23 protein-coding genes and 1 pseudogene are annotated in these 25941 nt (G+C 61.6%); 12 read left to right on the plus strand and 12 right to left on the minus strand.

All coding sequences use genetic code 11. The features are described 5' to 3' along the window. Positions 1-5 precede the first annotated feature (5 nt). Together ACQP1G_RS22030 and ACQP1G_RS22035 are read right to left on the minus strand one after the other, a co-directional pair. On the minus strand, positions 6-2783 hold the full coding sequence (locus tag ACQP1G_RS22030; protein WP_433207455.1) for a tetratricopeptide repeat protein: 2778 nt from the start codon (positions 2781-2783) through the stop codon (positions 6-8). Between the two features lie 168 nt (positions 2784-2951). Continuing rightward, the gene (locus ACQP1G_RS22035; protein WP_433207458.1) at positions 2952-6443 is read right to left on the minus strand and encodes a hypothetical protein; all 3492 of its coding nucleotides are present in this window, start codon (positions 6441-6443) and stop codon (positions 2952-2954) included. Positions 6444-6585: 142 nt separating this feature from the next. Here ACQP1G_RS22035 and ACQP1G_RS22040 point away from each other — a divergent pair, with 142 nt between their 5' ends. Beyond that, positions 6586-6789 carry a hypothetical protein gene (locus tag ACQP1G_RS22040; protein ID WP_433207461.1) on the plus strand — a complete coding sequence of 68 codons (204 nt, stop codon included), beginning with the start codon at positions 6586-6588 and terminating at the stop codon, positions 6787-6789. 35 nt (positions 6790-6824) lie between these two features. Here ACQP1G_RS22040 and ACQP1G_RS22045 read toward each other — a convergent pair whose 3' ends face one another. Then, positions 6825-7706 carry a lysostaphin resistance A-like protein gene (locus ACQP1G_RS22045; protein ID WP_433207464.1) on the minus strand — a complete coding sequence of 294 codons (882 nt, stop codon included), beginning with the start codon at positions 7704-7706 and terminating at the stop codon, positions 6825-6827. A gap of 413 nt (positions 7707-8119) precedes the next feature. Here ACQP1G_RS22045 and ACQP1G_RS22050 point away from each other — a divergent pair, with 413 nt between their 5' ends. Then, entirely contained in the window at positions 8120-8596 is a 477-nt protein-coding gene (locus tag ACQP1G_RS22050; protein ID WP_433207467.1) for a YbaK/EbsC family protein, read from the plus strand. Between the two features lie 676 nt (positions 8597-9272). On the opposite strand, the gene ACQP1G_RS22055 is transcribed toward ACQP1G_RS22050, so the two are convergent. Continuing rightward, positions 9273-9923 carry a hypothetical protein gene (locus ACQP1G_RS22055; RefSeq protein WP_433207470.1) on the minus strand — a complete coding sequence of 217 codons (651 nt, stop codon included), beginning with the start codon at positions 9921-9923 and terminating at the stop codon, positions 9273-9275. A gap of 94 nt (positions 9924-10017) precedes the next feature. On the opposite strand from ACQP1G_RS22055, the gene ACQP1G_RS22060 reads away from it, so the two are divergent. From ACQP1G_RS22060 to ACQP1G_RS22075, 4 genes are all read left to right on the plus strand, one after another. Next, on the plus strand, positions 10018-10455 hold the full coding sequence (locus ACQP1G_RS22060; protein ID WP_433207473.1) for a hypothetical protein: 438 nt from the start codon (positions 10018-10020) through the stop codon (positions 10453-10455). A 122-nt stretch (positions 10456-10577) separates the two neighbouring features. Beyond that, entirely contained in the window at positions 10578-11570 is a 993-nt protein-coding gene (locus ACQP1G_RS22065) for a restriction endonuclease (RefSeq protein ID WP_433207476.1), read from the plus strand. 95 nt (positions 11571-11665) lie between these two features. Continuing rightward, on the plus strand, positions 11666-12271 hold the full coding sequence (locus ACQP1G_RS22070) for a hypothetical protein (protein WP_433207479.1): 606 nt from the start codon (positions 11666-11668) through the stop codon (positions 12269-12271). Next, the gene (locus ACQP1G_RS22075) at positions 12234-13820 is read left to right on the plus strand and encodes a hypothetical protein (RefSeq protein WP_433207482.1); all 1587 of its coding nucleotides are present in this window, start codon (positions 12234-12236) and stop codon (positions 13818-13820) included. The genes ACQP1G_RS22070 and ACQP1G_RS22075 overlap by 38 nt, the downstream gene beginning before the upstream one ends. Before the next feature lie 63 nt (positions 13821-13883). Here the strand turns inward: ACQP1G_RS22075 and ACQP1G_RS22080 are convergent, their stop codons facing one another. From ACQP1G_RS22080 to ACQP1G_RS22110, 7 genes and pseudogenes are all read right to left on the minus strand, one after another. Beyond that, the gene (locus ACQP1G_RS22080) at positions 13884-14546 is read right to left on the minus strand and encodes an antirestriction protein ArdA (protein WP_433207485.1); all 663 of its coding nucleotides are present in this window, start codon (positions 14544-14546) and stop codon (positions 13884-13886) included. 107 nt (positions 14547-14653) lie between these two features. Further along, positions 14654-15055: a hypothetical protein gene (locus ACQP1G_RS22085; RefSeq protein ID WP_433207488.1), complete on the minus strand. Its 402-nt coding sequence runs from the start codon at positions 15053-15055 to the stop codon at positions 14654-14656. 351 nt (positions 15056-15406) lie between these two features. After that, positions 15407-16237: a hypothetical protein gene (locus tag ACQP1G_RS22090; RefSeq protein WP_433207491.1), complete on the minus strand. Its 831-nt coding sequence runs from the start codon at positions 16235-16237 to the stop codon at positions 15407-15409. 113 nt (positions 16238-16350) lie between these two features. After that, a complete protein-coding gene (locus ACQP1G_RS22095) occupies positions 16351-16947 on the minus strand; it encodes a hypothetical protein (RefSeq protein WP_433209623.1) in 597 nt (198 codons plus the stop codon). 15 nt (positions 16948-16962) lie between these two features. Further along, positions 16963-17187: pseudogene (locus tag ACQP1G_RS22100) on the minus strand (hypothetical protein); the annotation flags it as partial. Between the two features lie 73 nt (positions 17188-17260). Further along, the gene (locus tag ACQP1G_RS22105) at positions 17261-18157 is read right to left on the minus strand and encodes a phosphotransferase family protein (protein ID WP_433207494.1); all 897 of its coding nucleotides are present in this window, start codon (positions 18155-18157) and stop codon (positions 17261-17263) included. Further along, a complete protein-coding gene (locus ACQP1G_RS22110; RefSeq protein WP_433207497.1) occupies positions 18154-19839 on the minus strand; it encodes an XRE family transcriptional regulator in 1686 nt (561 codons plus the stop codon). The genes ACQP1G_RS22105 and ACQP1G_RS22110 overlap by 4 nt, the downstream gene beginning before the upstream one ends. Here ACQP1G_RS22110 and ACQP1G_RS22115 point away from each other — a divergent pair. From ACQP1G_RS22115 to ACQP1G_RS22140, 6 genes are all read left to right on the plus strand, one after another. Next, positions 19784-20467 carry an AAA family ATPase gene (locus ACQP1G_RS22115; RefSeq protein ID WP_433207500.1) on the plus strand — a complete coding sequence of 228 codons (684 nt, stop codon included), beginning with the start codon at positions 19784-19786 and terminating at the stop codon, positions 20465-20467. The two genes, ACQP1G_RS22110 and ACQP1G_RS22115, sit on opposite strands and share 56 nt — an antisense overlap. Next, entirely contained in the window at positions 20464-21609 is a 1146-nt protein-coding gene (locus tag ACQP1G_RS22120) for a radical SAM/SPASM domain-containing protein (RefSeq protein ID WP_433207503.1), read from the plus strand. Before ACQP1G_RS22115 ends, ACQP1G_RS22120 begins: the two co-directional genes overlap by 4 nt. A gap of 8 nt (positions 21610-21617) precedes the next feature. Beyond that, positions 21618-22148 carry a hypothetical protein gene (locus ACQP1G_RS22125; RefSeq protein WP_433207506.1) on the plus strand — a complete coding sequence of 177 codons (531 nt, stop codon included), beginning with the start codon at positions 21618-21620 and terminating at the stop codon, positions 22146-22148. Between the two features lie 64 nt (positions 22149-22212). After that, positions 22213-23348 (plus strand): IS3 family transposase gene (locus tag ACQP1G_RS22130; protein ID WP_433191779.1). Its coding sequence is split into 2 segments (ribosomal slippage): positions 22213-22474 and positions 22474-23348, totalling 1137 coding nucleotides; the frame shifts between segments, so codons are not numbered across the junction. 35 nt (positions 23349-23383) lie between these two features. After that, positions 23384-23521, plus strand: coding sequence for a hypothetical protein (locus ACQP1G_RS22135; RefSeq protein WP_433207509.1), 138 nt, complete (start codon positions 23384-23386; stop codon positions 23519-23521). A gap of 252 nt (positions 23522-23773) precedes the next feature. Continuing rightward, on the plus strand, positions 23774-24892 hold the full coding sequence (locus ACQP1G_RS22140) for a hypothetical protein (RefSeq protein ID WP_433207512.1): 1119 nt from the start codon (positions 23774-23776) through the stop codon (positions 24890-24892). 203 nt (positions 24893-25095) lie between these two features. Here ACQP1G_RS22140 and ACQP1G_RS22145 read toward each other — a convergent pair whose 3' ends face one another. Next, positions 25096-25557 (minus strand): NUDIX hydrolase, encoded by a 462-nt coding sequence (locus ACQP1G_RS22145; RefSeq protein ID WP_433207515.1) that lies wholly within the window; start codon positions 25555-25557, stop codon positions 25096-25098. Positions 25558-25941: the final 384 nt, after the last annotated feature.

Consider the following 25941-nt stretch of genomic DNA (forward strand, 5'->3'; position numbering starts at 1 on the left):
GTCGATCAGGAACCTTCCTGCATCTGACTTCGCCAGTAGACGAGGTTGTCTCGGGTGGTAAGGGTTCGGGGGTGGTCGGGCCCGAGGACCCGTAGATTGTCGGTCAGTAACCGCTCATATTCCGTGACCGTCCCGGCGATGTCACCGCTCTGACCGCGCAAGTCGGCGAGGTAGCTGCGGGTGGTGAGGGTGTGGGGGTGGTCGGGTCCGAGGACCCGCAACCGGTCGGTCAGCAACTGCTCGAATTCGGTAATCGCTCCGGCGATGTCACCGCTCTCGCCACGCCAGTATGCGAGGTAGCCGCGGGTGGTGAGGGTGTCGGGGTGGTCGGGTCCGAGGACCCGTAGATTGTCGGTCAGTAACCGCTCGAATTCGGTTACCGCACTAGCGATGTCACCGCTCTGACCGCGCAAGTCGGCGAGGTTGCCGCGGGTGGTGAGGGTGTGGGGGTGGTCGGGTCCGAGGACTCGCAGATTGTCGGTCAGTAACCTCTCGTATTCGGTGATCGCTCCGGCGATGTCACCGCTCTTACCGCGCCAGTATGCGAGGTAGCCGCGGGTGGTGAGGGTGTCGGGGTGGTCGGGTCCGAGGACCCGCAACCGGTCGGTCAGTAACCGCTCGTATTCGGTGACCGTCCGGGCGATGTCACCGCTCTGACCGCGCCGGTAGGCGAGGTTGTTGCGGGTGGTCAGGGTGTCGGCGTGGTCGGGCTCGAGGATCCGCAACCGGTCGGTCAGTAACCGCTCGTATTCGGTGACCGCAGCGGCGATGTCACCGCTCTCACCGCGCCAGTAGGCGAGGTTGCCGCGGGTGGTGAGTGTGTCGGGGTGGTGGGGTCCGAGCGTTTGGTCGATCAGGGGCAGCCAGGACGCCCAGGCGTCGCGGTTATCGGCAGGGCGGGGGGTGTCGAAGTTGGCGAGTAGTTTTAGGGCGGCGGCGGGTTCGCCGGAGGCTAGGTAGTGGCGTACACCGGATCCGCGGGCGTAGGCGGCGCTGCGGTCACCAGTGACGGTTTCGAGTGCCGTGGTGATCGCTCGGTGCGCGTCGAAGACAGGTGTACCGAGTCGGCCGGCTTCGGTTCCGATCGGGTCGAGGAATTCTTCGTGTGCGAGTCCGAGCAGTTCCTCTCGGGTTCCGGGGTTGCCTCGGTTGATCAACATCCCTAGGGCGACCACACTGTCGCGCAGTCCGCCGGCGGTCATCGTGTGGCCGAGCGCGGTGAGTGCGGCGTGTAGGAGTTCGACCGGTAACACTGGACCGGATCCCGCGGCGGCCAATACGGCCAGTAGGGCGGGGATCGGTTGGGACGTTGCAGTATTGGTGGTGTCGAGGGTGTGGTGGATGCGCTTGCCGACCAGCCCGGGCACGGTGATGCCGCCACGGATTTCGAGTGCGTCGTCGCTATCGAGTTCGGTCAGCAACCGGGCCAGCAGCCACCCGCCCACATTCGTTTGTCCCTGCAGTCGGGTGATCCACCGCTGCCAGTCGCTCACGGCGGTGTCCGCGAGTTCTCGAGTCGCGGCCTCGTGAGCCGTGTCCACAACCTTGGCGATCTCCTCGAGAGTCGGGGCTGGGATCCGGACGCGATGCCGACCGGCGAACAATGGCTGATCCTCGAGACCGGCGCCCTCCCGGATACCCACGATCAGCTTCACATGCTCGAGTTCGTCGCTCCCGGCGAGTTTCGACAGGGCGGTCAGGATCAAGTCCCGGGTACCGGATTCGGCCTGATCGAGACCGTCGATCACGATATTGATCGGCTGCCACCGAGTTGGTATCCGCGCCAACGGTTGCAGGATCATCGCCTCGAAAACATCGACCTCCGAATCATCCTCACCACGGGTCGTAGCGATCGCGGCCGCGTCGCCGAACCCGTCGACGCGGCGACACAGCTGCTCCGACAGCTCGACCGCGAGTGATTCCAGGGATGTCGCGGCCGAGACGAACGCGGCGGCGGCCACATAGTCGGGGCTGAACCAGGTCTTCCCGAGCAGTCCCGGACGGATCAGCAGTGACATGAGCGTTGACTTGCCGCAACCGGCCGGACCGATCACCACGCGTAGGCGGCTCCTGGAATCACTGAATACTTCGGCGACAAGGCTTAGCAACGTGTCTGTGAGGGCCACTCGATCGGTGAGCTGATCCACCAAACCGGCCGTCGAACGTCCCCGCACGGCGTCGTCGCGGCGGGCGACGTTCGGCACCAGCCACAGACCCGGATCTCCACCATGGGCCACACCCCAATGCCCGGGCACCTGACGCGGACACCCCCACGTCAACGGATCCAACAGGTCCACCGGCAGCAAATTCTCCCCACGGGCCGGCAGTCCGTGCTCGAACACCGACAGTGCGGTACGGGTGAAACAACCGTCATAGGCGTTCTCGGAACCGGTCGCTACCAACAACTCGATCCGCTTGGTCGCCAACGCCGTTCGGTCGGTCAGCCGCTGCGACGCAGAGGTGAGGCCTTCCTGGGTTTCGCAGGCGTCGATCATGACGATCAGCCCGTCCACCGGGTGGCGGTCCATCTGCTCGCTGAGTACCTGTACCAGGTGCAATGCGGTATCGGACTCCGGCAGTGCCGGCGAATCACGTGCCAGCAGAAAGAAGTTCCCGTCACCGGTCACCACACCATGACCGATGAAACTGATCAGCAACGCCGCCTGCTGCTCCGAGGCTGTCGCGAACGCTGCCTTGACCGCCGAAACCAGCTCCGCGGTAGTCGGATTCAGCAGCGCACCACCCGAACTCGTAGCTGATGCCCAACCCCCCAAGGCACTCAACCGGTCAGAAAGGTCGCTCGCCAACCGGTCCGCAAACCCCAACCGGCGCAGCGCCGTACACTCCGCCCCCACCACAAGCGCCAGCCTGCCTCCCACCCCGCGAACATACCCCTGTGCGGTCGAGGTGGTCATGATTTCATGCTCGCTGCCCTAACGCAGCAGGAGCTGCTATGCCAAATCGTCCCATGACCATGCAGCGGCGATGTTCCCGTCGGACTCTCGCCCGAACCGAAACTCAGCCGGGCGCTCACAGATGCGCAGGAACTCTTCGAACAAGCCCGCGGCAGGCAACCGTCTGCTGAGTTCATGGGTCGCCCCTGCTTGCCACAGCGGGTGCACCAGCCGGCTAATGGTGTATGCGTCGTCGAGGGCGACAGCGGTGGCGGCGCGTCGGGCGAGCTCTGCGACCGCGTCGCTCTCGCCTGCTTCCCGCAGCGCGTTCACCAGGTCGGCAATGCTGGACGCGTCGTCGAGGGCGACGGTGATGGCGGCGCGTCGGGCGAGCTCTGCGACCGCGTCGCTCTCGCCTGCTTCCTGCAGCGCGTTCACCAGGTTGACAATGCTGGACGCGTCGTCGAGGGCGACGGTGGTGGCGGCGCGTCGGGCGAGGTCACGGAGTTGGTCGCTTTGGCCCGCTTCCCGCAGCGCGTTCACCAGCCGGGCAGCGTCGGACGCGTTGCCGAGAGTGCGGCGAGCAAGTTCTCCGACCGCGTGGCTCTCGCCCGTTTCCCGCAGCGCGTACACCAGGTCGGCAACGTCGCGTGGGTTGTCGAGGGGGACGGCAGTTGCGGTGCGTCGGGCGAGCTCTGCGACCGCGTCGCTCTCGCCTGCTTCCCGCAGCGCATCCATCAGCCAGGCAACGCCGCGTGGGTTGTCAAGGGCGACTGCGCTGGCGGCGCGTCGAGCAAGCTCACCGATCGCGTGGGTCTCGCTTGCTTCCCACAGCGCATCCATCAGATTGGCAACCTCGCGCGGGTTGTCGAGGGCGACTGCAGCGGCGGCGCGTTGAGCGAGCTCTGCGACCGCGTGGCTCTGGCCTGCTTCCCGCAGCGCATCTATCAGGTTGGCAACGCCGCCCGCGGTGTCGAGGGCGACTGCGCTGGCGGCGCGTAGAGCGAGCTGACCTATCGCGTTGCTCTCGCCCGCTTTCCGTAGCGTGTTCACAAGGTTGGCAACGCCGAACGCGTCATCGAGGGCGACTGCAGCGGCGGCGCGTTGAGCGAGCTCTCCGACCGCGCTACTTTTGCCCGCTTTCCGCAGCGCGTTCACAAGGTCGGCAACGCCATACGCGTCATCGAGGGCGATTGTGGTGGCGGCGCGTAGGGCGAGCTGACCTATCGCGTTGCTCTCGCCTGCTTCCCGCAGCGCGTCCATCAGCTTGGCAACCTCGCGTGGGTCGTCGAGGGCGATTGTGGTGGCGGCGCGTCGGGCGAGCTGACCGACTGCGTTGGCCTCGCCCGCTTCCCGCAGCGCATCCATCAGGCTGGCAACGCCATACGCGGTGTCGACGCCGGCAGAGGTCGTGCGTCGGGCGAGCTGACCGACCGCGTCGCATTCGCCTGCTTCCCGCAGCGCGTCCATCAGCTCGGCAACGCCGAATGGGTTGTCGAGGGCGACTGTGGTGGCGGCGCGTCGAGAAAGCTCAGCGACCGCCTCGCTCGCACCCATTTCTTGCAGTTGGACCAACAGTTGAGCAAGATTGGACGGGTTGTCGAGCTCAGCGGATCGACGCTCGAGAAAGTCGCTGAGGAAGTCAACCTTGACTGCTTCGGGCAGCGCGTCCATCAGCAGCGCGACGTCGAATGGGTTGTCGAAGGCAGCAGCAGTGGTGCCGCGTCGAGCAAGCTCACCGACCGCGTCGCGCTCACCTGCTTTCCGCAGTGCCTTCACAAGGTCGGCAACGCCGTACATGTTGTTGAAAGCGGCAGCAGTAGCAGCGCGTCGAGCGAGCTCACCGACCGCGTCGCTCGCATCCGCTTCCCACAGTGCATCCATCAGCTTGGCAACGCCGGAGGCGTCGTCTAGGGCGACAGTGCTGGCGGCGCGTCGAGCGAGCTGATCGACGGCGTCGCTCGCACCCGATTCCCTCAGCATGTCCAGTATTTCGGCAACGTAGTACGCGTTGTCGAGACCGACGTGTTCGCCAGCCCATACTGCCGGTCGTTCGTCATCGGGATACAACAGATGGAGCAAGCGTGTCAGATTTCGCGCGGCTTTCAGATCGCCGTGGAGGGCGGCGTTCTTCCACAGTTGGGCGCTGTCACGGTATAGGCCCCGGCCGTGGGCAGCCCCGCCAAGGGTGGTCAGGTCTTGCGGGCCGGCATGCAGGGCCACTGCTTCCCAGAACCCGATTGGAGGGATCTGGTCAGCTCGATCGGTGCGACCGAACTGGTCGAGATAGTCGGCCAGCTGATACAACGGGCCGCGGCCATCAGCAGTACCGCTGTCTCGGGTTGCGGCAGCAGTACGGCGGCCGACGCGCGACGTGCCAGGGCGGGGCCGGACTCGGGTGAGTGGTCCCCGGGCACCTCGACACGGTTGGCTCGTCTCGGCCAAGGCCTGTTCGAGCCAGTCCTCGCTGAGGCAGTCCCACTGCATGCTGGTCATGTAGGCGTGCGCGGCCTCCTCGAACAGCGCGTGCGGCAGCATGGTGCCGTGGCCCATGCGGCGGGCGTCCATCGCGACCTCGATGATCGCCTTCGCCGCTGGCGAGGACGAGAACCGGTACCGTGCCACCAGTTCCGGGCCTCCGGCCAGGTACTGAGTGACCTGGCCGTCTTCGGCGCGCTCGAGTGCCAATGCCAACCGGGGATCGTCTACGACGATGTCGCGCAAGGCGTCCAGGTCTGTGCTGGCGAAAGAGTCCGGTACCTCGATGACGTTGTCTTCCAGCAGCTTTCGCGCCTGGGAGGCGTGCTCGCTGCTGAGCCTGTCGTGATGCACCGGCCACAGGGTGCCCAGGATGAGCACCGGCGCCCGCGTGGAGTCGGCGAGCAGATCCCGCAGCGCGGCGGCGGCTGGTTCATCGCCGCCGCTGGTGGTGCCGCCGAGGTATTCCTGGGTTTCGTTCAGCCACACCACCGTTCGAGGCCGCACACGACCCCAATCATCCAACGCGACGCGCCGTGTCGGACTCCTCGGATGCCACAACCGCCACCCACCAGCGTCCCGCAGCGGGGTCAGCGCCTCCCACAGTGCGCGAGTCTTACCGGCCGAAGACCCTGCCACCAGCACCGCCATCGCATTCTCACCACCTGCGGCCCGGTTCACCACCTCTGCCAACAGGTCGTCGTGTGCGCGCCGCACATATCGAGGCAACAGTGGCAGACCAGCCACGGACCCCGCAGAGATCGGCCGGTGCACCTCCAGCGCGAACGGGTCGATCTCCTCCAACGGTCGGCCCAGGTCATCGGCTTTGGCGCGCTCATACGCGTCCTTCCACGCATGCAACTCGCGGTCGGTCACACCGCAGGCCACCAGGACCGGTTGCAAGGTCGACCACCGTGGAAACGCCGCGGTCTTCTCGCTGAGAATGCCGTGCAGCGTCGTCTTCGGGATCTTCGATCGTTCAGCGAGGGCGTCATAGCTCAGGTGCCCACACACCCTCTTCAACGCCACGCGCAGTTGCTCGCGGGTACGGACACCCCCGACATCGACCATCACCCCGACGCCTGCCTACCCGACTGGAATTCGTTCGGTTTCGTTCGGAGCGTAGAGGCGCAGCCCACCATCTGTCATGCAGTTCCCGCGACTCTGCAAACCGTGATGCACCCGAACGTCCGAGTGGCCGACTGTTGCCGGTGTGACCAACCAAATCCTCGCCACACTCGGCGCCACCGTCCTGATCCTCCGCGCCGCAACCCTGATCCCCGGCGCGCTCGCCGAACTCCTGCGCTCCTGCCAACAGGTACTGCACGCGATGCGCGACCTCCACACCACATTGGCCCGCCCCCACCGCCGCGGCTTGCCTCAGCGTAGGCGCGGGCGGGGGGGCGCTGCCAGATGACATGACGCAGTTGCCGAGTCGTGAGCTGCGGTGCGTCAGGTATGTGGCAGATCGTGGCGTCTCGGCTCTGCCGGATTGGCAGCGCGCGTACTCCGCTCGTGGTCCAGCCCCGGACGGTACTGCGTACGGTGGGTGCGGAGCGCGCCTATCGCCATCACGCCTGTGGCGATGAGCGCGGCGGCAGTTGCGACGAACACGATCTGTGGTCGATCCAAGGTGTTGTCACCGGCCAACAGATACCACGCGATATTGATCAGCCAATGCCCGATCGCCGCGGTCAGCACACGCTGGCGGAAACTTCCGTTGCCCAGGTATCCGAGCACGATGGCGAACGCCATGGCCGAGACGAGGAAGCATGCCGCGGTCACCGGGCCCGCCGCGAATGCCTGGACATGCCACAGGGCCCATGTCGTCCCGGTTGCCGAAATTGCCGCGAACCTGGTCATTCGAGATTCCAGCATCGGTTGCATCAGGCCCCGCCAACCGATCTCCTCGCCGCCCGCGCCGATGAGTTGGAGGAGCAGGAACAGTGCGAAAGGTAGACCCCCGACCGCTGAGGGGCCGACAAGGGCGGTGCCCGATATGACAGCCGCCATCGTGATCAACAGCCAGAACAACACACAAGCCGTGACCATCGCCAGCGCATTTGCGCCTACTCGCCGGGAGGAAACTGCTGCGGGCAGGAGTCGGGCGATGGTTTTGCGGAACGTCAGCCAGGTTGCCAGCGCGCCGAGCGCCGGGCCGAACTGGACCAGTGACAGCGCCGCCGGGTCGATGCCCGAATGAGGTTGCACCGCAAGTAGAACAGCCGAGGCGGCAAGGGTGGACAGGACGTAGACGCCGAGTGCGGCCCAGACCCTTGCGGTGGTCGGTGACTGCTGGGTCCGGAGCCGGCGCGCAGATGCGGTGGTGCTCATGCGAATTACTCTGTCGGTCGATATCCACCCGTGGATCACCCTGGAGTCCTGATCACCTGTCGTACCGGGGTATCAGGCCCGACCGGACTCCGATCGGGCCACCCTGGCAGCAGAACACCGCAACTTGTGCCAGAACCTTGGCAATACGTCAGATCGACTGGCAAACGACATCGGGTATCCGCGACCGCTAAAACCCCTGTCTGGCTTCGTTCGCGGATTCCGGGGTCGTTTGTTCGCCGAAACCGACGGCGGCAACGGGAAGTGTCCGGGCGACTCGGTCGTGAATTCTGGCGGCACGGAGTGCATGTGGTCGTGTGTTCGGTGCACTGTTGGAACGCACCAACATCCTCCGCCCGTTCGAACTGTCCATTCTCGCCCGCATGAGCGATCCCGCCCGGTCCTAGAGTGTTCGCATGCCGGACAAGTTGCACCCCAACGCCCTTCGCGTCGCCGAGGCCCTGCGCACGCACGACGCTGAGCCGACGATCGTCGTCCTGCCCGAGTCCGCGCCCACCGCGGCCGCCGCGGCGGCTCAGCTCGGCTGCGAGATCGGCGCCATCGCCAACAGCCTGATCTTCGACGCCGACGGCTCGCCCCTGCTCGTCTTGACCAGCGGCGCGCACCGGGTCGATGTCGAGCTCGTCGCTCGGCACGCCGCAGTGCGCAAAGTGCGCCGAGCCACCCCCGAGTTCGTCCGCGACGCCACCGGCCAGCCCATCGGTGGCGTCGCCCCTGTCGGTCACCCCGCGCACGTTCGCACTTTCGTCGACAACTGGCTGGCCAAGTACGAGGTGGTCTGGGCAGCCGGTGGCCACCCGCACACCGTCTTCCCCACCAACTTCGACGAGCTGGTGCGCATCACCGACGGCACCCCGGTGGACGTCGAATGATCGAACAGCGATGCGCAGGGTGCCGGTGAGATTCGCGGACGTGCGCCGGGCCGACACGCGGGTGCTCTCCAGAAGCGTGCGCTGCTGCGGGATCTCGGCCCGAGCTTCTGCGGTATGTGGCGAATCTCCTGGGCTCGAGAGCAGCGTGACGGCGATCTTCGAGCCGCGCAGACTGTCCAAAAGCGTTGCGTGTCTGTGGGTTTGATCTCTCGTAACTGTATTCGCATTCGGCCCTTGCCGGACCTGACTGTGGACAGCTAGCGTCGGTTTCGCGCCAGTAGTGGGCCGAAACCCCGTTCCTCTACTGACGTTTCATACAACAGGACCCCGACGGCTTGGCGTTTCCATCCCTCGCCATCGTCGGGGTTATGTCGTTCTCCCGCCCTTACTCCGTTTCCGGAGGTGTCTCGTGAGTTAGAACTGTTCAAGCCCGAGAACCACGACATTCTCGGTCCGGCGCTGGTGGGCTCGGTGGACGCGGGCGTGCTGTCCTATGTCTCGGTCACGAGTGCATTGCTGCCGGATCGTGTCCATGGTGTGCGGCATGGGCGAGGATGTCGGCGGCCGACCCCGAACTCTCGTGCAGATTTCCGTCGGCAAGGCCAGCAATCGTTTCCACTCGACCAGCAGCCGAAACCGGAAACCCCGTTATACCGCAATCGATACGGCGGGTGGTCTACTTGCCGCTGGGGTGGCCGACGACGACCAGGGCCGTGGTCCAGTCGGCGGCTATGGCGTTCTGGGCGTCGGTCAAGGCGACCTTGCTGGAACACACCAGCGCGTGCAACGTGTTCTCGACGGCGTCTTTCGGATTGTTCGGCCCCGCGCCCGGCTTGTGATCGGGTGACGGTGGCTCCACCCACAGGTTGCGCGGATCGTTCGGGTCGCCGCCGAGCTCCAGTGACACCAGGTGGTCGTACTCGGCGTCATGCAATGGGCCGGTGTAGTCGTAGGACTTCGCGTCGGCGTCCTTCTCCCGGTTGGTGATGTTGGCTGGCGGGCGGATCGAGGAGGTGTACCCGCTCTTGCAGATGGTGTCACCGAGGTTGTCCGCGGCCACCTTCGGATTGACCGCTCCCGGGGTGCACGCGGGATCGGGCAGTGGCTGCCCGTCGCCGGACTTGCGGTAGTGGCAGCTGCCCGGAGCCGGTTGCGCCTGTACCGTGTACGTGCCCGAGGGCCCGGGACCGACCGGCACCTGCAAGGTCTGTCGCGCGGCAGGGGGCTGAATCACCGCGTGCGCGATGGTTTTCGAGCCCTCATGTGCGCAGCCGGCAACCAACAGCGGCGCCAGCACTGAAACCAGCAGCGTCTTGCGAATATTCATGAATTACCTTTGGCCGAACCTTCATCCGCGTTCAATTGTGCGGCACAGCAGGCATACCGCTGGCATTCGGCACGAAACATCGGCGGAGGCCTCGATGGTGCGCTTCCTGAGGCATCACTCCAATCTCGCTACCGCTGGTCAGGCGCTTTCGGCCCTGTTGGCGGAAGCACAGGCTGAGGCCGATCGCGGCGTCGATCGGCCTGAAGTGAACCCGCCAGCGCACATGCGGAAGTTGTCAGAAGGGGAGAAGATGGAGCTTGCGCGGGACTACCTCCTTGGGATGACGGTCTACGAGCTGGCGGAGAAGTACTCGATCCAACGTCAGACCGTCAGCCGGCATCTACGCCGGATGGGTGTGCCGATGCGGCAGCGGGGGCTGAAGGAACATCAGATCGACCGGGCAGCCCAGCTCTATACGGAGGGGTTGACGCTCAAGCAGGTCGGAGCGAAGTTGGGAGCAGATTCCAGCACGGTGCGGTTGGCACTGCTCCGGCGAGGGGTGAGGATGCGGGAGCCGGTGGCAAGGCGATAAAGCCGAATGTCGCTGTGGCGGCGAACCACTTCGCCGCGCGGTGCCGATGCAAGGGGTGAGCGACGACATAGGCTTGTCGGTGCTCGGCCCAGCGGTCGCTGGCAGCACTATGGGAGGAAGCGTTGCTTGATCTCGATGCTCTCGATTGGCAGACCTTCGAGGCGCTTGCGGTTCTGTTGCTTCGGCGTGAGGGATTCGAGCTGTCGGTTCCGGATCGGCGTAGTGGAGGAGATGGGGGCGTCGACGCCATCGGGACGGCGCCAGATGGAGCGCCTGCTGTCGTCATCATTAAGCAGTACGCCAAGAGGGCAGCATCCGTCCAGGTTGCACGTCATGTTGCCGACGTAGCGACTCGCCTTCGTCTTCAGTCCCCTGAGTACGGAGTTTTCTACGTCGCTTCCCAAGAGATTGGGCGCAGCTCTCGACTTCTGCTCGATGAGAATAAGATCAGGTGGTGGGGTCGACCAGATCTGCATGTGCTACTCGATCGCCATCCTGATATTGCTGAGCTGATCGAGAAACGGGCAGAGGCGCGAGATCTATCCGATCTTTTTACTGAGCCCGAGGGTTCAGCTGAACTGACATTCGAGCGTAAAGTCACTGAACGACTTGCATCGGTTCCCCTCGGCAAGCCGGGCTGGACAATTTTTGAAAAGCTGGCAGCGCAGTCATTGACTGAGATATTTGTGCAGCATCTGGATCCGCCCACGATTCAGACCCGTACCGAAGATGGTTTGGACATCATGGATGCCATCTTTGACATTCCAGAAACAGGATCGTCGTGGGCGCAGATTCGAGCGGACTACCAAACATATTTCGTCGTTGCCGAGTTCAAAAACTACAGTGATGAAGTAAGTCAGAACCAAGTGAATCAACTTGCAGACTACCTTTGGTCCAAGGCGTTCAGGATGTTCGGGCTCTTGGTTTCAAGAAAAGGACCTAACGATTCGGGTTTGGCCGCACGACGGCGAGCTTGGGTCAAGGAAGGGAAGCTGATCGCATTTCTGAGTGACGAAGACCTGATCGAAATGGCGCGCCTCGTGGACGATGGTAAGAACCCATTCGATGTTATCCGGTATCAGGTTCTCGGCTTCTTTCGGACACTCAATCCCTAGAATGTTACGACGCGGGCAAGTCCTTGGATCCAATTAACGGGCTTTGGTTTATAGTGAAAGTATGCATAACTCAGAGAAGATTGGAGGTTGCAGTTGTGGCATTTCCCCTTTATCCCGAACTGAAGAGCGAGGTAGAAAAAATGCTACTGAAGTTCTTTGAGCAGAAGGCCCGCGAGGAACTTGGGCCGTTTAGGGATGTGCGCAGATTTTCCGTGCACGAGGGTCAGAAGCTTGTTCACAACACACTCGACAACCAAGAAGACCGCCGAGATATGGCCTATGAGGTTGGCTCAGTTGAGTTCGCCATATCCCATGAAGAAATGGCGGAGATGACAGTGGATGATGTGCGGGCTCTCCTGGAGGAGAAGGCCAAGGAATTCGGTGCGCAGCAGGCCCAGCAGAGTTACAGAGTGCTGGATCAGGTCACTTCAGAGACGGGAAATGTAATCGATGCCAGCGGCAAGCCGCTAACGGTTGATCTATTCTTGGAAACCATCAGCAAGATAAGCATAGCGTTTGACAAGTTCGGTAATCCGCAGATGCCCACCATTGTCATACATCCGAGCATGGCGGAGAAGTATAGAACTCTGCTCGAAGAAGCGAATAATGACGAGGACGCCAGGCAGAGATTGAACGAAATTCTTACGCAAAAGAAGGGGGAGTATGATGCAGAACAGGCTCGTCGAAAGCTGGTTGATTAGCTGTAAGGAACTTAGCTTCACGACTCCCTTTGTTCAACTTCTCATTAAAGAGGGTTATACGGTGCTGCGCGCCGAAGGCGGCCTCAATGAACAAGGAAAAGATGTAATAGCGTTAAACCGCAAGGGGGAGATATGCTGCTTTCAGCTGAAGTGTGGCAACATAAATGCGAGCGAATGGGCTAAGATCAACGGTCAGGTAAACGACCTGACGCAGCTGCCGCCAGTTCATTCTTCTTTCGCCAAGCCGCCGAAGAAGTGGAAATGCTATCTGGTTACAAATGGAGAATTCAGAGGTACCGTACCACAAGTCATCGCCGACTACTCGCAGAGGCAGCGCCAAGCTCGTCATATGCCTGTCGAGACAATTGACAAGCAAGAGCTTGTCAGGCGCTTCGTCGATGGTTATGGAGCCTTCTTCCCGGCTGACCCTCAAGACCTTAATCTCTTTCTCAATATGTACTGCCGGAACGGTGATAGCACCCTAAACAGGGAAGAATTCAAACTATTCCTGGAGAATTGGCTCGACTCGTACTCGACAGAGAAGTCGAAGCAGAAGAAGTTTGAAGCGCTGCAGGCAGCGGGTGTTCTTTGCAGCTACCTTCTTGCGAACAAATATCTAGCCGATAACTATATTGAGATAGTCAACGCGTGGGTTTTGACACTCGTTACCATCCTTCATTTTGCTCACAAGTGGGAAATTTCTGATCAGCGTATTGCGTCGCTAGAGTCCACCATTCTGGGCGAGATAGAGGTCGTATACAGTGCACTCATTGATGAGGTGGTCGCAGACTCGGGCAATTTTGTTGAAACCGCGTACGGATTCTTCTCCGAAGGCGTGCTTACACACAAGCTCCGTTGCACTGAACTGCTCGGTCATATATCTGCATACTTGAACTACTGCGGGATCAGGGACGTTACACCAAACTGTCCTGTGGAGCTCGCTGAAAAATTTGCGCAACTATCAGGCTATAAGGCTATTTTCGGCGAAGCCTCCGCGCCTATGCTGTACAACTATATTGCGTCGTTGCTTCGGTCGGAGCAGGAGCAAGCTTCTGCAGCTGAGGTTGTTGGCCTGATTAACGGTCTACTGTCAACCTATGCGGACGAAGGACCTGGCATCCCCAGCCCGTATTATTCAATTCAGCAGACAGCGGAATGGCTGATTGGGTTGGATAGGGAAACAATAACCGAAAGCTTTCAGAATCGAGCCTACTGTTTGTGGGCCGCAATCCTGCTGGCGGCGCGGTGTGGTCTACGGGATCTTCTCGAACATCACTGGCTCCTCATCAGCTATATCTCAAACCAAGAAGTCATAGCGGACACCGCTAATGATTTGCTGTTGTGGAATATTGGCGAGAGTGGTCATGTGCTGGATGTATTTCCAAATGCAACTCAGTCGTGGCGAGAGCTCGCAGACCTATCGCGGCAAGAAACCGAAGTATTTCTCCCAGAGCCGCTTCGGTCGCGTCGGTATTTGGTCCCGCTCTGGATCAATGCAATGCCTCACAGATGTACGCATAAGACTGTTCTCGCAATATTGGATGCCTAGTTGTGGCCTGATGCGGGCGAGGGTGCATACGGCACAATTGTTACATAGCTCTGTAGGGTGGGTTTACGCTTGCTCAGTGAAAATCCATACCCCACCCTGGTCGGCAGGAAATGCGATGACATCGCCTTCCGCTACCATTTCCCTGCCGATGCCGTCGTAGTCGAGGCCAACGTAGTTCTGAAGCCCTTCGGAAGCAGCCCGCGCGAGCAATTCCTCAATGCCAAGTGGCTTGAATATCTGCCGAACGTACGCTGCGATATTGTCGTGGTGGCCTTGGTAGGCCGTGGCGAAGTGATCAAACAGGTGCGGATCGTCTTCGTGGGCCTCTGCCCAGACCGCGTAGGCGGGGCCGTGTTCGGCGATGCCCCGTGCCACCTGTGCGAGCAGTCCGATGCTATCGACGCCCTCCAAGCCGATGGCGCCGGTCGTAATGGTGAAAGATCCGAAACCGCGGTAGTCCCAGATGTAGAGCCGGTCGGCGTCATAAGTTTCGGTTTCTTCCGGGCCGAGGACGGCATACATCTCGGCGTAGATGGCCTCGGGGTCGCGTGCCATGTCCAGCCAGGTGCCCTCGGTGAGTTCGGCACGGAGCGGCAGACCCTTGGTGACGTAAATGCGTGGGTTTGGCCATTGCTGTTGCTCGCGGCTGGCTTCCGTGTCGCCCGACTCGAAGTGTTCGTCTGGCGGCTCGTCGCCTGAATTGTGTTGTGGGAATTGTTCATTCATGATCACCTCCTTCGGGTTATGGTTGAGTGTTGGCCGGTCGGATAGCGAAGAGGAAGATTCCTCGATTCGCTATCCGCCGGCCGTAGCACCAGGGTGCCGAGCGTGGCTCAGCTGTCCGACGGTTTCTCGCCTGCCTGCTGCCCACTGCGGCGTTGCCGTGGACGGCGTCCACCTTCTGGCTGTTCCTCCGTTGCGTCGGCTTGCGTTGCGTCGGCCTCGGATTCCTCCTCCTGCTGGGGTGGAGGTGGCGGGGTGGCCATGAACAGATTGTCGATCGCCGCCTGCCGTGCCCGTGCCTCCTCTTCGATGGCGGCACGGGCGGCGTTGGCCCTGGCCATCAGCTCGGGATCGTTCTTCGCGGCTTCGATGTAGGCATCGACAGCTTTGAAGCATTCAGCCTTGAGGCTGGTGCCGCGTAGTTCAGCGATCCAGGTGAGCTGAGCATGCCGGGCAGTGTCGATCCGGATGGCAAGGGTGATTTCCTTGCCGGATCCTTCGGGTGTCGACATCCGCTCCTCCTCGGTGCGAGCGGCCGGTAAACGCGTGCTGCGCTTACGGATACGACCGCTGAGCCTCGACGAGGCGTGCACCCGCGCGGGTCGGTTGATCGAGGGAACGACCAGCGGTCCGGCGAGCGCACAGATAGTTCCTGCTGGAACTGCCCCCAGTTAATGACGCCTGGAATGCGGACTCAATCGTCCGATCGCGCGACCAGTCGGCCGAAAAGACCTGCGATCGGATGCGGTGAAACGGGGTGCGGAGGGAGTCTGGATATCCTGTATGGCAATGGATTTCGCGTTGTGCAACAGACAACCAAGGTCAGAAATCGGCTGACCGCCAGAGGGCGCGCTCCACGGAAACTACGCTTCGACCGCCATGCCAGCGAGGTGTCCGGCTACAGCTGGTAGCGCAGTCACTTCCTCACTGAGCTCTACAAGGTGTGCGGCAATCGTGTGACAGTATTGCAGGGCGTCCGGTCCGGACTCGAAGTCGAATCGTGCACGACTTTGTACCGACGGATTCGCAGGGAGCTTCACGGTCATCCCCCACTTTCCATCAAATCGATCCATCCAACACGTCGTTTGTCCGTTAGTGAGCGGGTCATAGTGTGCAACGCAGTTCCGGTAGGCAGCGAGGGTATCGCCATAGCTATTCCAGCTGTGCTCAAGGGTTTTCGCGAATTCCGCTGGCAGCAACGGTGATTTCACGGCCGTCCTGATCGAACTCCAGCGGCCAGACGATCCCCGATTATGGTGCTTCCACAGGATCTTCCGGACTACTTCGTACACTCTTCTCGCCGCGCCGAGCAGTGCGTCGATCTCGTAGAATATGCGGGGATCGGAGATGTTTCCTTGGGCTGCATTTTTCGGGTTTGGATAGGTATCCTCGAAAAGCTGACATCCACGAACATAGAGAGTGATCAACTGATTCAGGTGATACAGCGTCGCGTGAAGCGAGTAGCGGAGATCGTACTCTTCATAGAAATCCGAAATCGCGTGAGCGCGGTCGATCCGAGCGATGTTCAGTGTTTTCTCATTGAGCGAGGAACCATCGATGCCGACAATAGCAAGCGTGAATCCCGAGTAGATCGGAAGGCGTGTCGTTGCGATGACGCCGCAGCAGGAGACGACCTCACCGGACGGCACGACGATGCCGTGCTCAAGTACGTTGATGTCATCGGGGTATTCCATCGCGATCCTTCGACTTGTCGGCAACCGTCGTTCCCAAACACACTCTTGCAATTCTGGTTGGATGGATACACTACCGATTGGAGTCGCCGTCTGCCACTGAATTTCGCGACCTGCTAGCCCATTTCGGCCCTAGGTTGGTCTGGCGATTCAGGTTCAAATGAGGGCAGATCCATCAGATCGCCGAAAATTACGATCAGCGAGTCAATGTCGCCCACAGCTTCTTTGAGGCGCACAACAATAACCGCGGTCTTCCAATCGATGTCTGGCCCTCCGCCACCTCTGAGAACCATGTCCACAGATGCACCGAAGGCGATCAGATTATGGCTAGCGAGTTCATCCAGTAATTCACGCATAGAGCGCTCGGCCTCGCGAATACCGGTGCGGCCTTGATCTTCCACCTCAAGGCTAACTTCTCCCCAATCCCGCGCAGAAGTTAGGAACACATCCGCGCTATCGCATGCTTCTGCAGAAGCCTCATCCTCGTCCGGACTTTCAAGCATGTAGCCATGAGACTTATGAACAACGTTCCACGCTTGCTTCCCTGTGGTAATTTTCGGTAGCACCACGGGCCGTTCGGGATCCTTCAGTATCACCCGGGTCGGTCCAGAGTAGGTTTGCACCGTGTGAAGCCGCGAATGGACCCACTTCTCGTGCTTCGTCTTTAACGCCTTCAGGACCTCGACGGTGTACTTGGCGGTCTGCTCGTCCACGACGCGATGGTGATTTCGGCAAAGCAGAATCAGGTTTTCATAGCTGTCGATGTGAACCTTGAGGGGTGCACCAGCACGTGGGCCACCAGGTGACTGCGCGACAATGTGCGCCTCTTCGCCGATGAGGGCATCGCGGTCCTCCTCAGCCTTGGCGGGCTCTACGAGCGTGTGTCGGCAGATTGCGCACTTTGCCGCCGCGAGACCCCAGAGCTGCTTCCGATCCCGATCAGTTATCGCCACAGGCAGGTGACGCTACACCGAACCACCGACATCTATAGGCAGACAGCAGCTTTGCGAAGTATGAGCATCGCCGTTACTCCAACGCCTTCCACCCCGACCACGGCCGTGCCCCGTAATCGCCTCGGATACACGCTAGCCGGTGCTCTGCCTGCTCCCGAAGCGCCAGCTTGTTCGATGCTGCCTGCATCGCCATCGTTGTCATACGCAGTTCGCGGATATCGCGGAGCAGTTCGAAGCCTGCCCACTTAGTGACATCGTAGCCGTACACGCCGCAGAACTCGGCGTACTGCTCCTCGGTGATCCACCCGAACGATCTCCACTTGATCGCCGTATGTACCAGGTCCCACTCCGGCGGCCCGATCGACGTGCGCTCCAGGTCGAGCAGGACGACTTGACCGTCGTCCGTTGCGGCCACGTTGCCGACCCAGGCATCACCGTGGATGACGCACCACGGCAGGCCTTTTGGCAGTCGTGCCCACCGCTGCTGGAGTTCGGTGAGATGTTCACGCAGCCAACCCCGATCGTCTTCGGTCAAGATGTGGGCGGCTGCGATCCGCTGTTCCAGTCGAACGAACGGCGCCACCTCCCCGAGATCGAAATCGGTTGGGGCCGGTAGGTGGTGAAGTTGCTTGAGCACCGCAGCGACCTGTGTCGGCGTGCCATGTTTGTGCGGTGGCAGTTCGCGCCAGAAGGTGACTGCCCGACCATCGACGTCCACCGGCTGGTCGACATCCGGCACGACCTGCACGGCGGAAACACCGGATGCTTCCAGCCAGCGTGCGACGTTCACCTCACGTCGGGCTGCCTGCAATTGGCCTGGTCGGCTGGCTCGAGCGACGACGCACCCCGGCAGTCGGTAGATGGCGTTCTCGCTCACCTGAATTGGCTCAGCCCAGTCCACATCAAGCCCGACCGTAGTACCAGCGGACCGCACGATCGACAGCCAGTCGGTATCCGAGGCTTTTGTCATGCGTGAACCAACGTGCTGTCGATCTGGACGTTCAGCTCCTCGACCTCTGGTGCGTGCGTGCGAGGTTGGGCAAACGTGCGCAGCTCACGCAGATCATCGGCCGCACGCCGGGAGCGTAGATGTCCGGCGTCAACGAGCGCGGCCTGGCCGAAGTGAGCTGCTTCGACCGGATCGCCGGTGGCCATAATCAGCGACGCCAGTTTGATCCCCGAAATCGCTCGCGAGCGAACGAAAGCGGCCGTATGCCCGGCAACTGCCGCTTCCAGTCGCTGCCTGGCTTCACCAACGAATCGACCATCGAGCGCAACATCAAACAGGGCATGGCCAGTATCGCCCGAGTGCTGGGCGGCGTCGTAGTACGACATCCACGGTGGGTCGTCTGCTGGTGAGGCGTGCGCGAATTCGTCGTCGGCCTGACCGACCGCTCGGACAGCTTCCTCAGTCCGCTGAAGCTTGGCGAGCGCACGTGCCCGCGCTGAATGGAGCATCGCCCGCTCAGTTGCGGTCAGGCGATCGGCGCGCACCATCGCCAGCTCGATGAAGGTCAACCCGTCATCTGGATGCCCGCACCAGATGGCTTGCCGTGCCATCGACGAGAGCACCTTCCCGCGGAGGTGCCAGTCACCAACCTCTTCAGCACAGGTCAGGCCGAGCTGGAACATGCTGCGAGCATCGGTGTGTGCATAGGCGTCAAAGGCCATGAAACCTGCTGTGTGGCCGAGGAAACCGACGGCACTGTGCAACTCGGTGCGGTGTTTCTCCGCCGTCTTGGCACCCAGCAGATTTACGGCGTAGCGAAGTTGAGCGGACACAGCCTCACGGACCAGCCCACCACCGTAGGTGTGATCCCAAGAGCTGAACTCTCGTGCGGCCGTGCGCACCTGTTCGATCTCGGTCAGCCCAACCGTCGATGGGATCGGCGTCGGTTCGATCTTGCCGAGCAGTTCGAGGAGCGGCTGCTGGGTCGCTGCCGCCACCGTGACGCCGAGTGCGGCACGAACGAATTCCTGGCGGTTCACATGGTCGAGCGTAGCGCCGGAACCAGCAGGCAGCTTGAACCACAACTGCTCGGCCGGGATGCCGAGCACCTCGGCCCAGCGGATCAACTTGGACAGTTGCTCGGGTGCCGGACCTTTCTCGATCCGGCTGAGCTGGGCCTGCGTCAGCCCGAGCCAGTTGGCGACGAGTTCCTGGGGCAGGGCACGACCGTGGAAGGGGTGCGTGCGGTAGGCGAAGATCACGCGGCCCATATGCCAGGTGGCAAGGGCATCGCGCATCTGATCAGTCAGCCAGAAGGCAGGCGGCAGGAGCGGTGGTTGTTGCCGCTCATCGCGGGATGCGGATTCACAAGGGGCGCAGAAGGATTCGAGGTTGTAGTTGTTCAACCTGGTCCCACAGCGCGCGCAGTAGCGCTGCATATGGGGTACCCGCGTCATGATGGCCGCTCCCGGGTTTTCCTGGGGATTTTGTTGCCTTCTGCCTTGGTCGCGTGACCCTACCAGGGCTTGACACCAACGACTATACGTTTCATACATACCCCGCATACGCCATTGTCGTGGCCGTTTTCGCCACCCCGGGCCACCCTTGGCCAGTCTCCAGAAATGGCCGCTAGGAAAGGGGTAGGCCGTGGCATTGTCCCTAGTAGTCCCCATATTTGGCCCGCCAGCCGCTGGCAAAACCACCCTCACTCTGCGTCTCGGATCAGAACCTGGGCGCCGGGTCTTTCGCCTGCGTGAGCACGTATCGAAGGAGGTGCTGGCGGCGACCGCCACCAGTAGCGAACGGCTGGGGTGGATTGACGAATTCACTGTGATGGAAGCGGTGCGCTCGTACTTCACCGCCGCCAGCACCAATCCCGGCATCACTACCGTGCTGCTGGACAACTTCCCGGGTTCCGCCAGCCAAGTCGACCAGCTGCTCGCCGCTGTGCGACCAGTGGCACCGGGCTGCCAGATCGAGGCGATTGAGTTGCTGACCGACGCCAAGACGCTCAAACAGCGATCGCGAAACCGAAAGGTCTGCCACCGCTGCGAGCGTGATCCGATCTCCGATCCTCGACTGCCGGCAGTTCCGTGCGATGACGACAACTGGAAGTGCGCCCGGTGCCGCGGGCTACTTCATCCACGACGAGGCGATTCGCCTCGACTGTTCAAAGCACGGATGCAGCGCTACCACCAAACGGCAGCCGGTATCCGTGCCGGATTCACCGATTCCGGTATTGCCGTCACCCAGCTCGATACCACCAACACCATCGACGGGGCGGCGAATCTGCTTGCCCCGCTGCTTATCTCCCGGAGCGTTTCGTTATGACCACCGTTGATCTGCCCACCCCGAGCCTGAGAACGAACAGCGACGGCTACGGCCATGCCCGTATGCCGCGTGGCGGCAACCTGCCCGAACCGGATCGCATCGACCGCGTGGCCTATGGCCGCTTCCGCAATGTCTACCTGTACATCACCGAGGCGTGCCAATTGCGTTGCGAGCATTGCTATATGGGCGAGCGGTTGGACCGGGCACTCAAGATGCCTTTGCCGCAGATCGTGGACACGCTCACTACCTGGCGGCGAATGGGTGGTGACAAGCTGACCATTCTCGGTGGCGAACCGACGCTGCACCCGCACTACTGCGAGGTGATCCGGCTGAGCCGCAAGCTGGGCTATGAGCACGTCATCACCACAACGAATGCCCAGAAACCGGCCCTGCGGCGGTTCCGCCAACTCGAACCCGATGACTTCGCCTACATCCAGGTCAGTTTGGACGGCGGCAGCGGCGAGAGCCACGATGCCATCCGTGGTGCGGGAACCTTCACTCAAGCGCTTGAAACCACGGCTGAGCTGACCCGTCGCGGGTTCGATACCCGCATCATCTGCACGGTCAACAAGCACAACGAGCGTGACGTGCTGCAACTGCTGGACATCGCCGATCACCTCGGTGTCAGTCTGGTGAAGTTCCATGTCTTCTCGACCATCGGCACTGGGCACGGCAATGCGGACATGGCGATGAACCCGCTTGAATGGGTGGAGTTCTGCGAGCACCTGAATCAGGTTGCACCGCAATACAAGACGCGCGTGTGGTACCAGCCGACGTATGCCCGGCGTGATCAGATTGAGCGCTACGCCAGCGAGGGCTACCAGGGGTGCATCGGCCGGACGCTGGATCGGATCTCAATCTTCCCTGATGGCCGGTGCTACGTCTGCTCCTTCCTGTTCGACACCGATCTGTACTTCGCCCAGATGGTCGACGGACAGGTGCAACTGAACCACGGCACGAACGAGTTCGACCTGTTCACCAGCGTCCTGGCTGAAAGTTCCTGCGGCGGTTGTAAAGCCGGTGCGTGCTTGGGAGGCTGCCCCGCCGAAGAACTGGTGATGGGCAAAGCCTCCTGCGCGGCATACGAGGACATCGTGCCGGTCTGCCGGTTGTGGAAATCCAGCGCCAAGCCCGAGGAATGAGGAACGCGATGGACGAGATGGATCGCATCGCGGAGAACTTGTGCTGGATCGACTGGAACGACATCGACGATGTTGAACGGGGCTGCCGCGAAGCCTTGAACGAACTCACCGCCGAACCTCGGATTGTGCGCACACGGCTTGGCGATCTGCCCAACCGGCCGGAACTACTGGCCATGTGCGAGCACTACGACATCCTCGACAAGATCGTGCTGCACAGCGACGACGACCCCGGCATTCGCATACGGCTACACGTGTTCCTACCAGGGTATTTCGACCGACCGCACAACCATCGTTGGTCGTATGCCAGCCGGATCCTGCGCGGCCAGTACCGGCACTACCTGTTCGGGAACGCCGAATTGGACGAACAGGTCGACCCGGCGAAACTGCCCGTGCTCCAGGCTCGCGAGGAACCGGTCGGCACCAGCTACGCCCTGCATCACTCGATGGTACATGCGGTGGTGGCTGAGCCGTTCACGGTGAGCTTGGTGGTCCGCGGCCCGGCCGTGAAGGACAGATTCCTGGTGACTGGAGCCCTTTGAGCAGGTCCAGCGGTTGTGAGAGTTCTGATGCACCAGAATGGGTGCAGGAGGACGAGATCACGACATGGCGCGACGACGACACACCCCCGAGCAGATCATCCGCAAGCTGCGCGAGGGCGAGAAGCTGATCGGGGAGAAATTCTCGATCGAGGAGGTGTGCAAGCACCTCGAGATTTCCGAGGCTTCCTGGCATCGCTGGCAAGCCCAGTACGGCGGCATGAAATCCGACGACGCGAAACGGCTCAAAGAGCTGGAGCGCGAGAACGCGCGGTTGAAGAAGATGGTCGCCGAGCAGGCCCTCGATATCGACATGCTCAAGGAAGTGAACCGGGGAAACTATTGAGCCCGGACCGCCGTCGCAGGGCCGTGGTGGTTCTGCAGCAGCGGTTTCGGGTGTCGCAACGCCGCGCCTGCCGAGTGGTGGGGCAGTCGCGGTCGGTGCAACGTCGGCCGCGCGCGGTCGCCGAGGTCGAACGGACGCTGAGGGAGCGGCTGCGCGTGATCTCCCGGCGTCATCCGCGGTGGGGCTGGCGGAAGGCGCACGCGTTGTGCCGTGGCGAGGGTCTGGTAACCAACCACAAACGCACCCAACGACTCTGGCGTGAGGAGGGATTGAAGCGACCGAGTCGAGTGCGTAAGAAACGCCGCATCGGGCCGGGTCGGAATCAGCGTCTGAAGGCGTCGTTCCCGGATCAGATGTGGGCCCTGGATTTCCAGGTCGATGTCACTGTCGACGGTCGACAAGTCCGGTTCCTTAACATTGTCGACGAGTTCACGCGGGAAGCCTTGGCCACCAGAGCATTCCGGTCGTGCACCGCCGATCAGCTGGTCGGTGTGCTCCACGAGATCATCGTGGCCACCGGGCGGAAGCCGATGCACATTCGCATGGACAATGGCACCGAGATGACCGCGCACGCGATGCGGGATTGGTGCCGGTTCACCGGGGTCGATGCCTCGTTCATCGATCCGGGATCGCCGTGGCAGAACGGTGTCTGTGAGTCGTTCAATGGGCGTTTCCGCGACGAGTTCCTGTCCTGCGAGGTGTTTCATTCCCTGACCGAGGTGCGGGTCCTTGCCGAGGATTGGCGCATCGAGTACAACAGTTACCGGCCACACGGATCGCTGGGTTTCCTTACCCCGCAAGCATTCCGTGAGCAATGGGTACCGACCGAGTTCGAGCAGCAACTACAACTCGCATAGCCGGTGGACCTGCCATCGGGGCCCAGTCACTGGTGATGGACCGGAAGACCGGCGAAGCGTGGTGGCAGTACGGCGCGCAGCAGGAATCCACCGAGGAGATCGAGCGAAAGCGGATGAGCACGGATCGGTTGACTGAGGTAGTCAGCCAACTCTGTGAGTGGAAGCTGGTCTAGCGCAACCTGCTTGGGCGACTCGCTACGCAGCTTTGGCATCAGCGAATCGGCCTCCACCAACCTGGCAATGCCCTGGCTTCTACTGGGGCGTGACATGAAAGGAGGTGGCACCATGGGCGGCAACGGCTTCACTGGCGGAAACGGCTAGTGCTACTTGAGTGAATGCGGAAATGGCGAGGAGCCCTTGGGGCGCCTCGCCATTTCTTTCGCTCTATGTCCACGCTACGCTACTTGATACAATAGTTGCGACATATGAATGACGCCCTTCAACGATTCCAACGAACCAAGAAGATCCTCGCCGGTCTGGTGTTTGTCGTGGTGGGTGCTGCTTTCATTGCGATCGGCAAGTCCCTACCAGCTGTGCGAGAGTTGGCATGGCTTGCCGTAGTCCCTTGGAACGAACTGGGCGCCATCCTGGTCGGTGCCGGGATTTTCTCCATCTGGCTCGATGCGTTCTTCGAACGCGAGAAGCGCGAAGCTGACGACGAACGCCTTCGTCGGATGTTTGTCGAGCAAGCGCCCGCGATGAAGGAAGCCGTGATCAGGGGCTTCGCTTTCGAGGATGAAGACCTGCGTCGTGTCGCGACGCCGGAATTGCTCGACGGGATCATCGGCAACAGTCTGGCGATGCGTCTTCGGGACAAGGACTTTGCGCGTGAGCTCTACGCCGATATTCGCGACCAGGCGGTGAAGTCGGTGGAACGCTGGCACGATGTCAAGGTTTCGATCCGACTGAGCACTGCTGAAGAAACTTCCGCCGGAACCGCTTCCGAGAAGGCCAGCACAGCGCCGTCGCCTATGATCATCACCGTTCGCCACGAGTACACCACCGTGCCCTCGAGTCGGGTCCGACGGTTCGTCACTGTGTCGGACATCGACGAATACAGAGAGCTGACCCAGGATCCCGCATCGACCTTCGCGTGGTACTACCGCCCGACGAACGGTCTGGACGCTGGCTCGAAAGACGCCTTCGAGTTGGTGCAGTTCACGGTTGATGGTGAAGAGCGTCCCATTCGGCGCAGTGCGCGAAAGGAGGCGCAGACATACACGGTCAACCTCGGCATCCCCGAGGAGGACGACCAGTCGCGGACGATCTCGTATACCTACCGTCTCCAACCGGCGCCACAGAACAGACTGCTCCACCTGGACGTGGAGCAACCATCCCGCGGCATCGACATTGAGCTTGACTACACCGACACGGACATCGCCTACGTCAACATGGTCGACTTCATCGCGAGCAGCCAAAAGGGTATCGCCACAAGAACACCGGACACCGTGCCCGGCAGAGCGGTGGGCTTGCACTTCGACGGATGGGCAATGCCCCGGAGTGGAGTGGCATTCGTGTGGGTGACGAACGACGATCTGATCTGATCAGACGCTGACGTTCGTACGGATCCCACGTGGAGCGGTAAATCGGCTCGCCGACTGTCAGTCATCGCCTGCAAATCTTCCAGGCTCGGCAGCGGGGCACCCTGGTGTCGTGCACACCGGAGTGCCCCACTGGCCGATCCGATGACCATACTGCGCTCCATGGGCAGGTCAGCCTGCAGGCCATCGAGCGACTGCCGTAGTAATTACCAGCCGTAGATCGAAAACGGATTGCCGTCAGCGACGTGCTGTACGGCCGCACGGCAATAGCCGATCATGTGATCTGGCAAGCCATCGACAGAGAACCACTCAAGGGCGCTGCATTTGTCGGGTTCACGGTTGGTTGGCTCGCCCTGCCAGTTCGTCACGGCGAAGAAGAAGGCCACGCGGCCACCGGATGACGAGTTGTGCATGATGTGGCTGAATCGCACGTCATCCGGCTTGATCACGACGCCGATTTCTTCCTCGGCTTCGCGGATCAGAGCAGCGATGACGGATTCGCCGGCCTCCAGGTGCCCTGAAGGAAGGTGCCATGCACCATCCTCGAAGCCGGTGTTCTGGCGCTGACCGTAGAGCACATTGTCGCCGCGGCGCAGAACTAAATGAACATCGCCGGTCACCTTGTGCCGCTGCGGCTTTGCCTGCTGATCGGACTCGGTTGTCGTCATGCTGAACGGGAATTCCTTCCATCCAATTATACCGCTGACCTGGTCTTTTATACCGCTGACGTAAAACGACCCGAGCCTAACCCCCTGGCAACTGGCGGGCTATACGCCGGACGCATAGCGGTCTGCCACCTGGCGGTATAGCCCCTTGGCGGCCCGAAACACAGGCTGGACCAGACCAAAGTCGCCCAACCAGAAGGTATTCGGCCCATGTACTCCCTTGCTATGTATCAGGCTGTCGCACTGTGTGATCCGACCGCTCACCGGGCACCGCTTGTGCCGTTCTCTGTTTCCCAAGCCCACGAGATTATGCAGATCCATGTTGCCTGCCGGGCAAAACAGTGCCCGCGCAAGACAGCTGCGCAGGCCACACTGATCGAGGCGGGC

The sequence above is a fragment of the Nocardia sp. CA-107356 genome, assembly GCF_050946365.1.
Lineage (GTDB): Bacteria > Actinomycetota > Actinomycetes > Mycobacteriales > Mycobacteriaceae > Nocardia.

Coding starts and splice junctions, on each gene's coding strand:
- ACQP1G_RS22055 (WP_433207470.1), bottom strand. CDS start 9,923: ATGAATATTCGCAAGACGCTGCTGGTTTCAGTGCTGGCGCCGCTGTTG.
- ACQP1G_RS22075 (WP_433207482.1), top strand. CDS start 12,234: ATGATGCAGAACAGGCTCGTCGAAAGCTGGTTGATTAGCTGTAAGGAA.
- ACQP1G_RS22120 (WP_433207503.1), top strand. CDS start 20,464: ATGACCACCGTTGATCTGCCCACCCCGAGCCTGAGAACGAACAGCGAC.
- ACQP1G_RS22125 (WP_433207506.1), top strand. CDS start 21,618: ATGGACGAGATGGATCGCATCGCGGAGAACTTGTGCTGGATCGACTGG.
- ACQP1G_RS22050 (WP_433207467.1), top strand. CDS start 8,120: ATGCCGGACAAGTTGCACCCCAACGCCCTTCGCGTCGCCGAGGCCCTG.
- ACQP1G_RS22035 (WP_433207458.1), bottom strand. CDS start 6,443: ATGGTCGATGTCGGGGGTGTCCGTACCCGCGAGCAACTGCGCGTGGCG.
- ACQP1G_RS22085 (WP_433207488.1), bottom strand. CDS start 15,055: ATGTCGACACCCGAAGGATCCGGCAAGGAAATCACCCTTGCCATCCGG.
- ACQP1G_RS22080 (WP_433207485.1), bottom strand. CDS start 14,546: ATGAATGAACAATTCCCACAACACAATTCAGGCGACGAGCCGCCAGAC.
- ACQP1G_RS22090 (WP_433207491.1), bottom strand. CDS start 16,237: ATGGAATACCCCGATGACATCAACGTACTTGAGCACGGCATCGTCGTG.
- ACQP1G_RS22105 (WP_433207494.1), bottom strand. CDS start 18,157: ATGACAAAAGCCTCGGATACCGACTGGCTGTCGATCGTGCGGTCCGCT.
- ACQP1G_RS22140 (WP_433207512.1), top strand. CDS start 23,774: ATGAATGACGCCCTTCAACGATTCCAACGAACCAAGAAGATCCTCGCC.
- ACQP1G_RS22045 (WP_433207464.1), bottom strand. CDS start 7,706: ATGAGCACCACCGCATCTGCGCGCCGGCTCCGGACCCAGCAGTCACCG.
- ACQP1G_RS22145 (WP_433207515.1), bottom strand. CDS start 25,557: ATGACGACAACCGAGTCCGATCAGCAGGCAAAGCCGCAGCGGCACAAG.
- ACQP1G_RS22135 (WP_433207509.1), top strand. CDS start 23,384: ATGGACCGGAAGACCGGCGAAGCGTGGTGGCAGTACGGCGCGCAGCAG.
- ACQP1G_RS22060 (WP_433207473.1), top strand. CDS start 10,018: ATGGTGCGCTTCCTGAGGCATCACTCCAATCTCGCTACCGCTGGTCAG.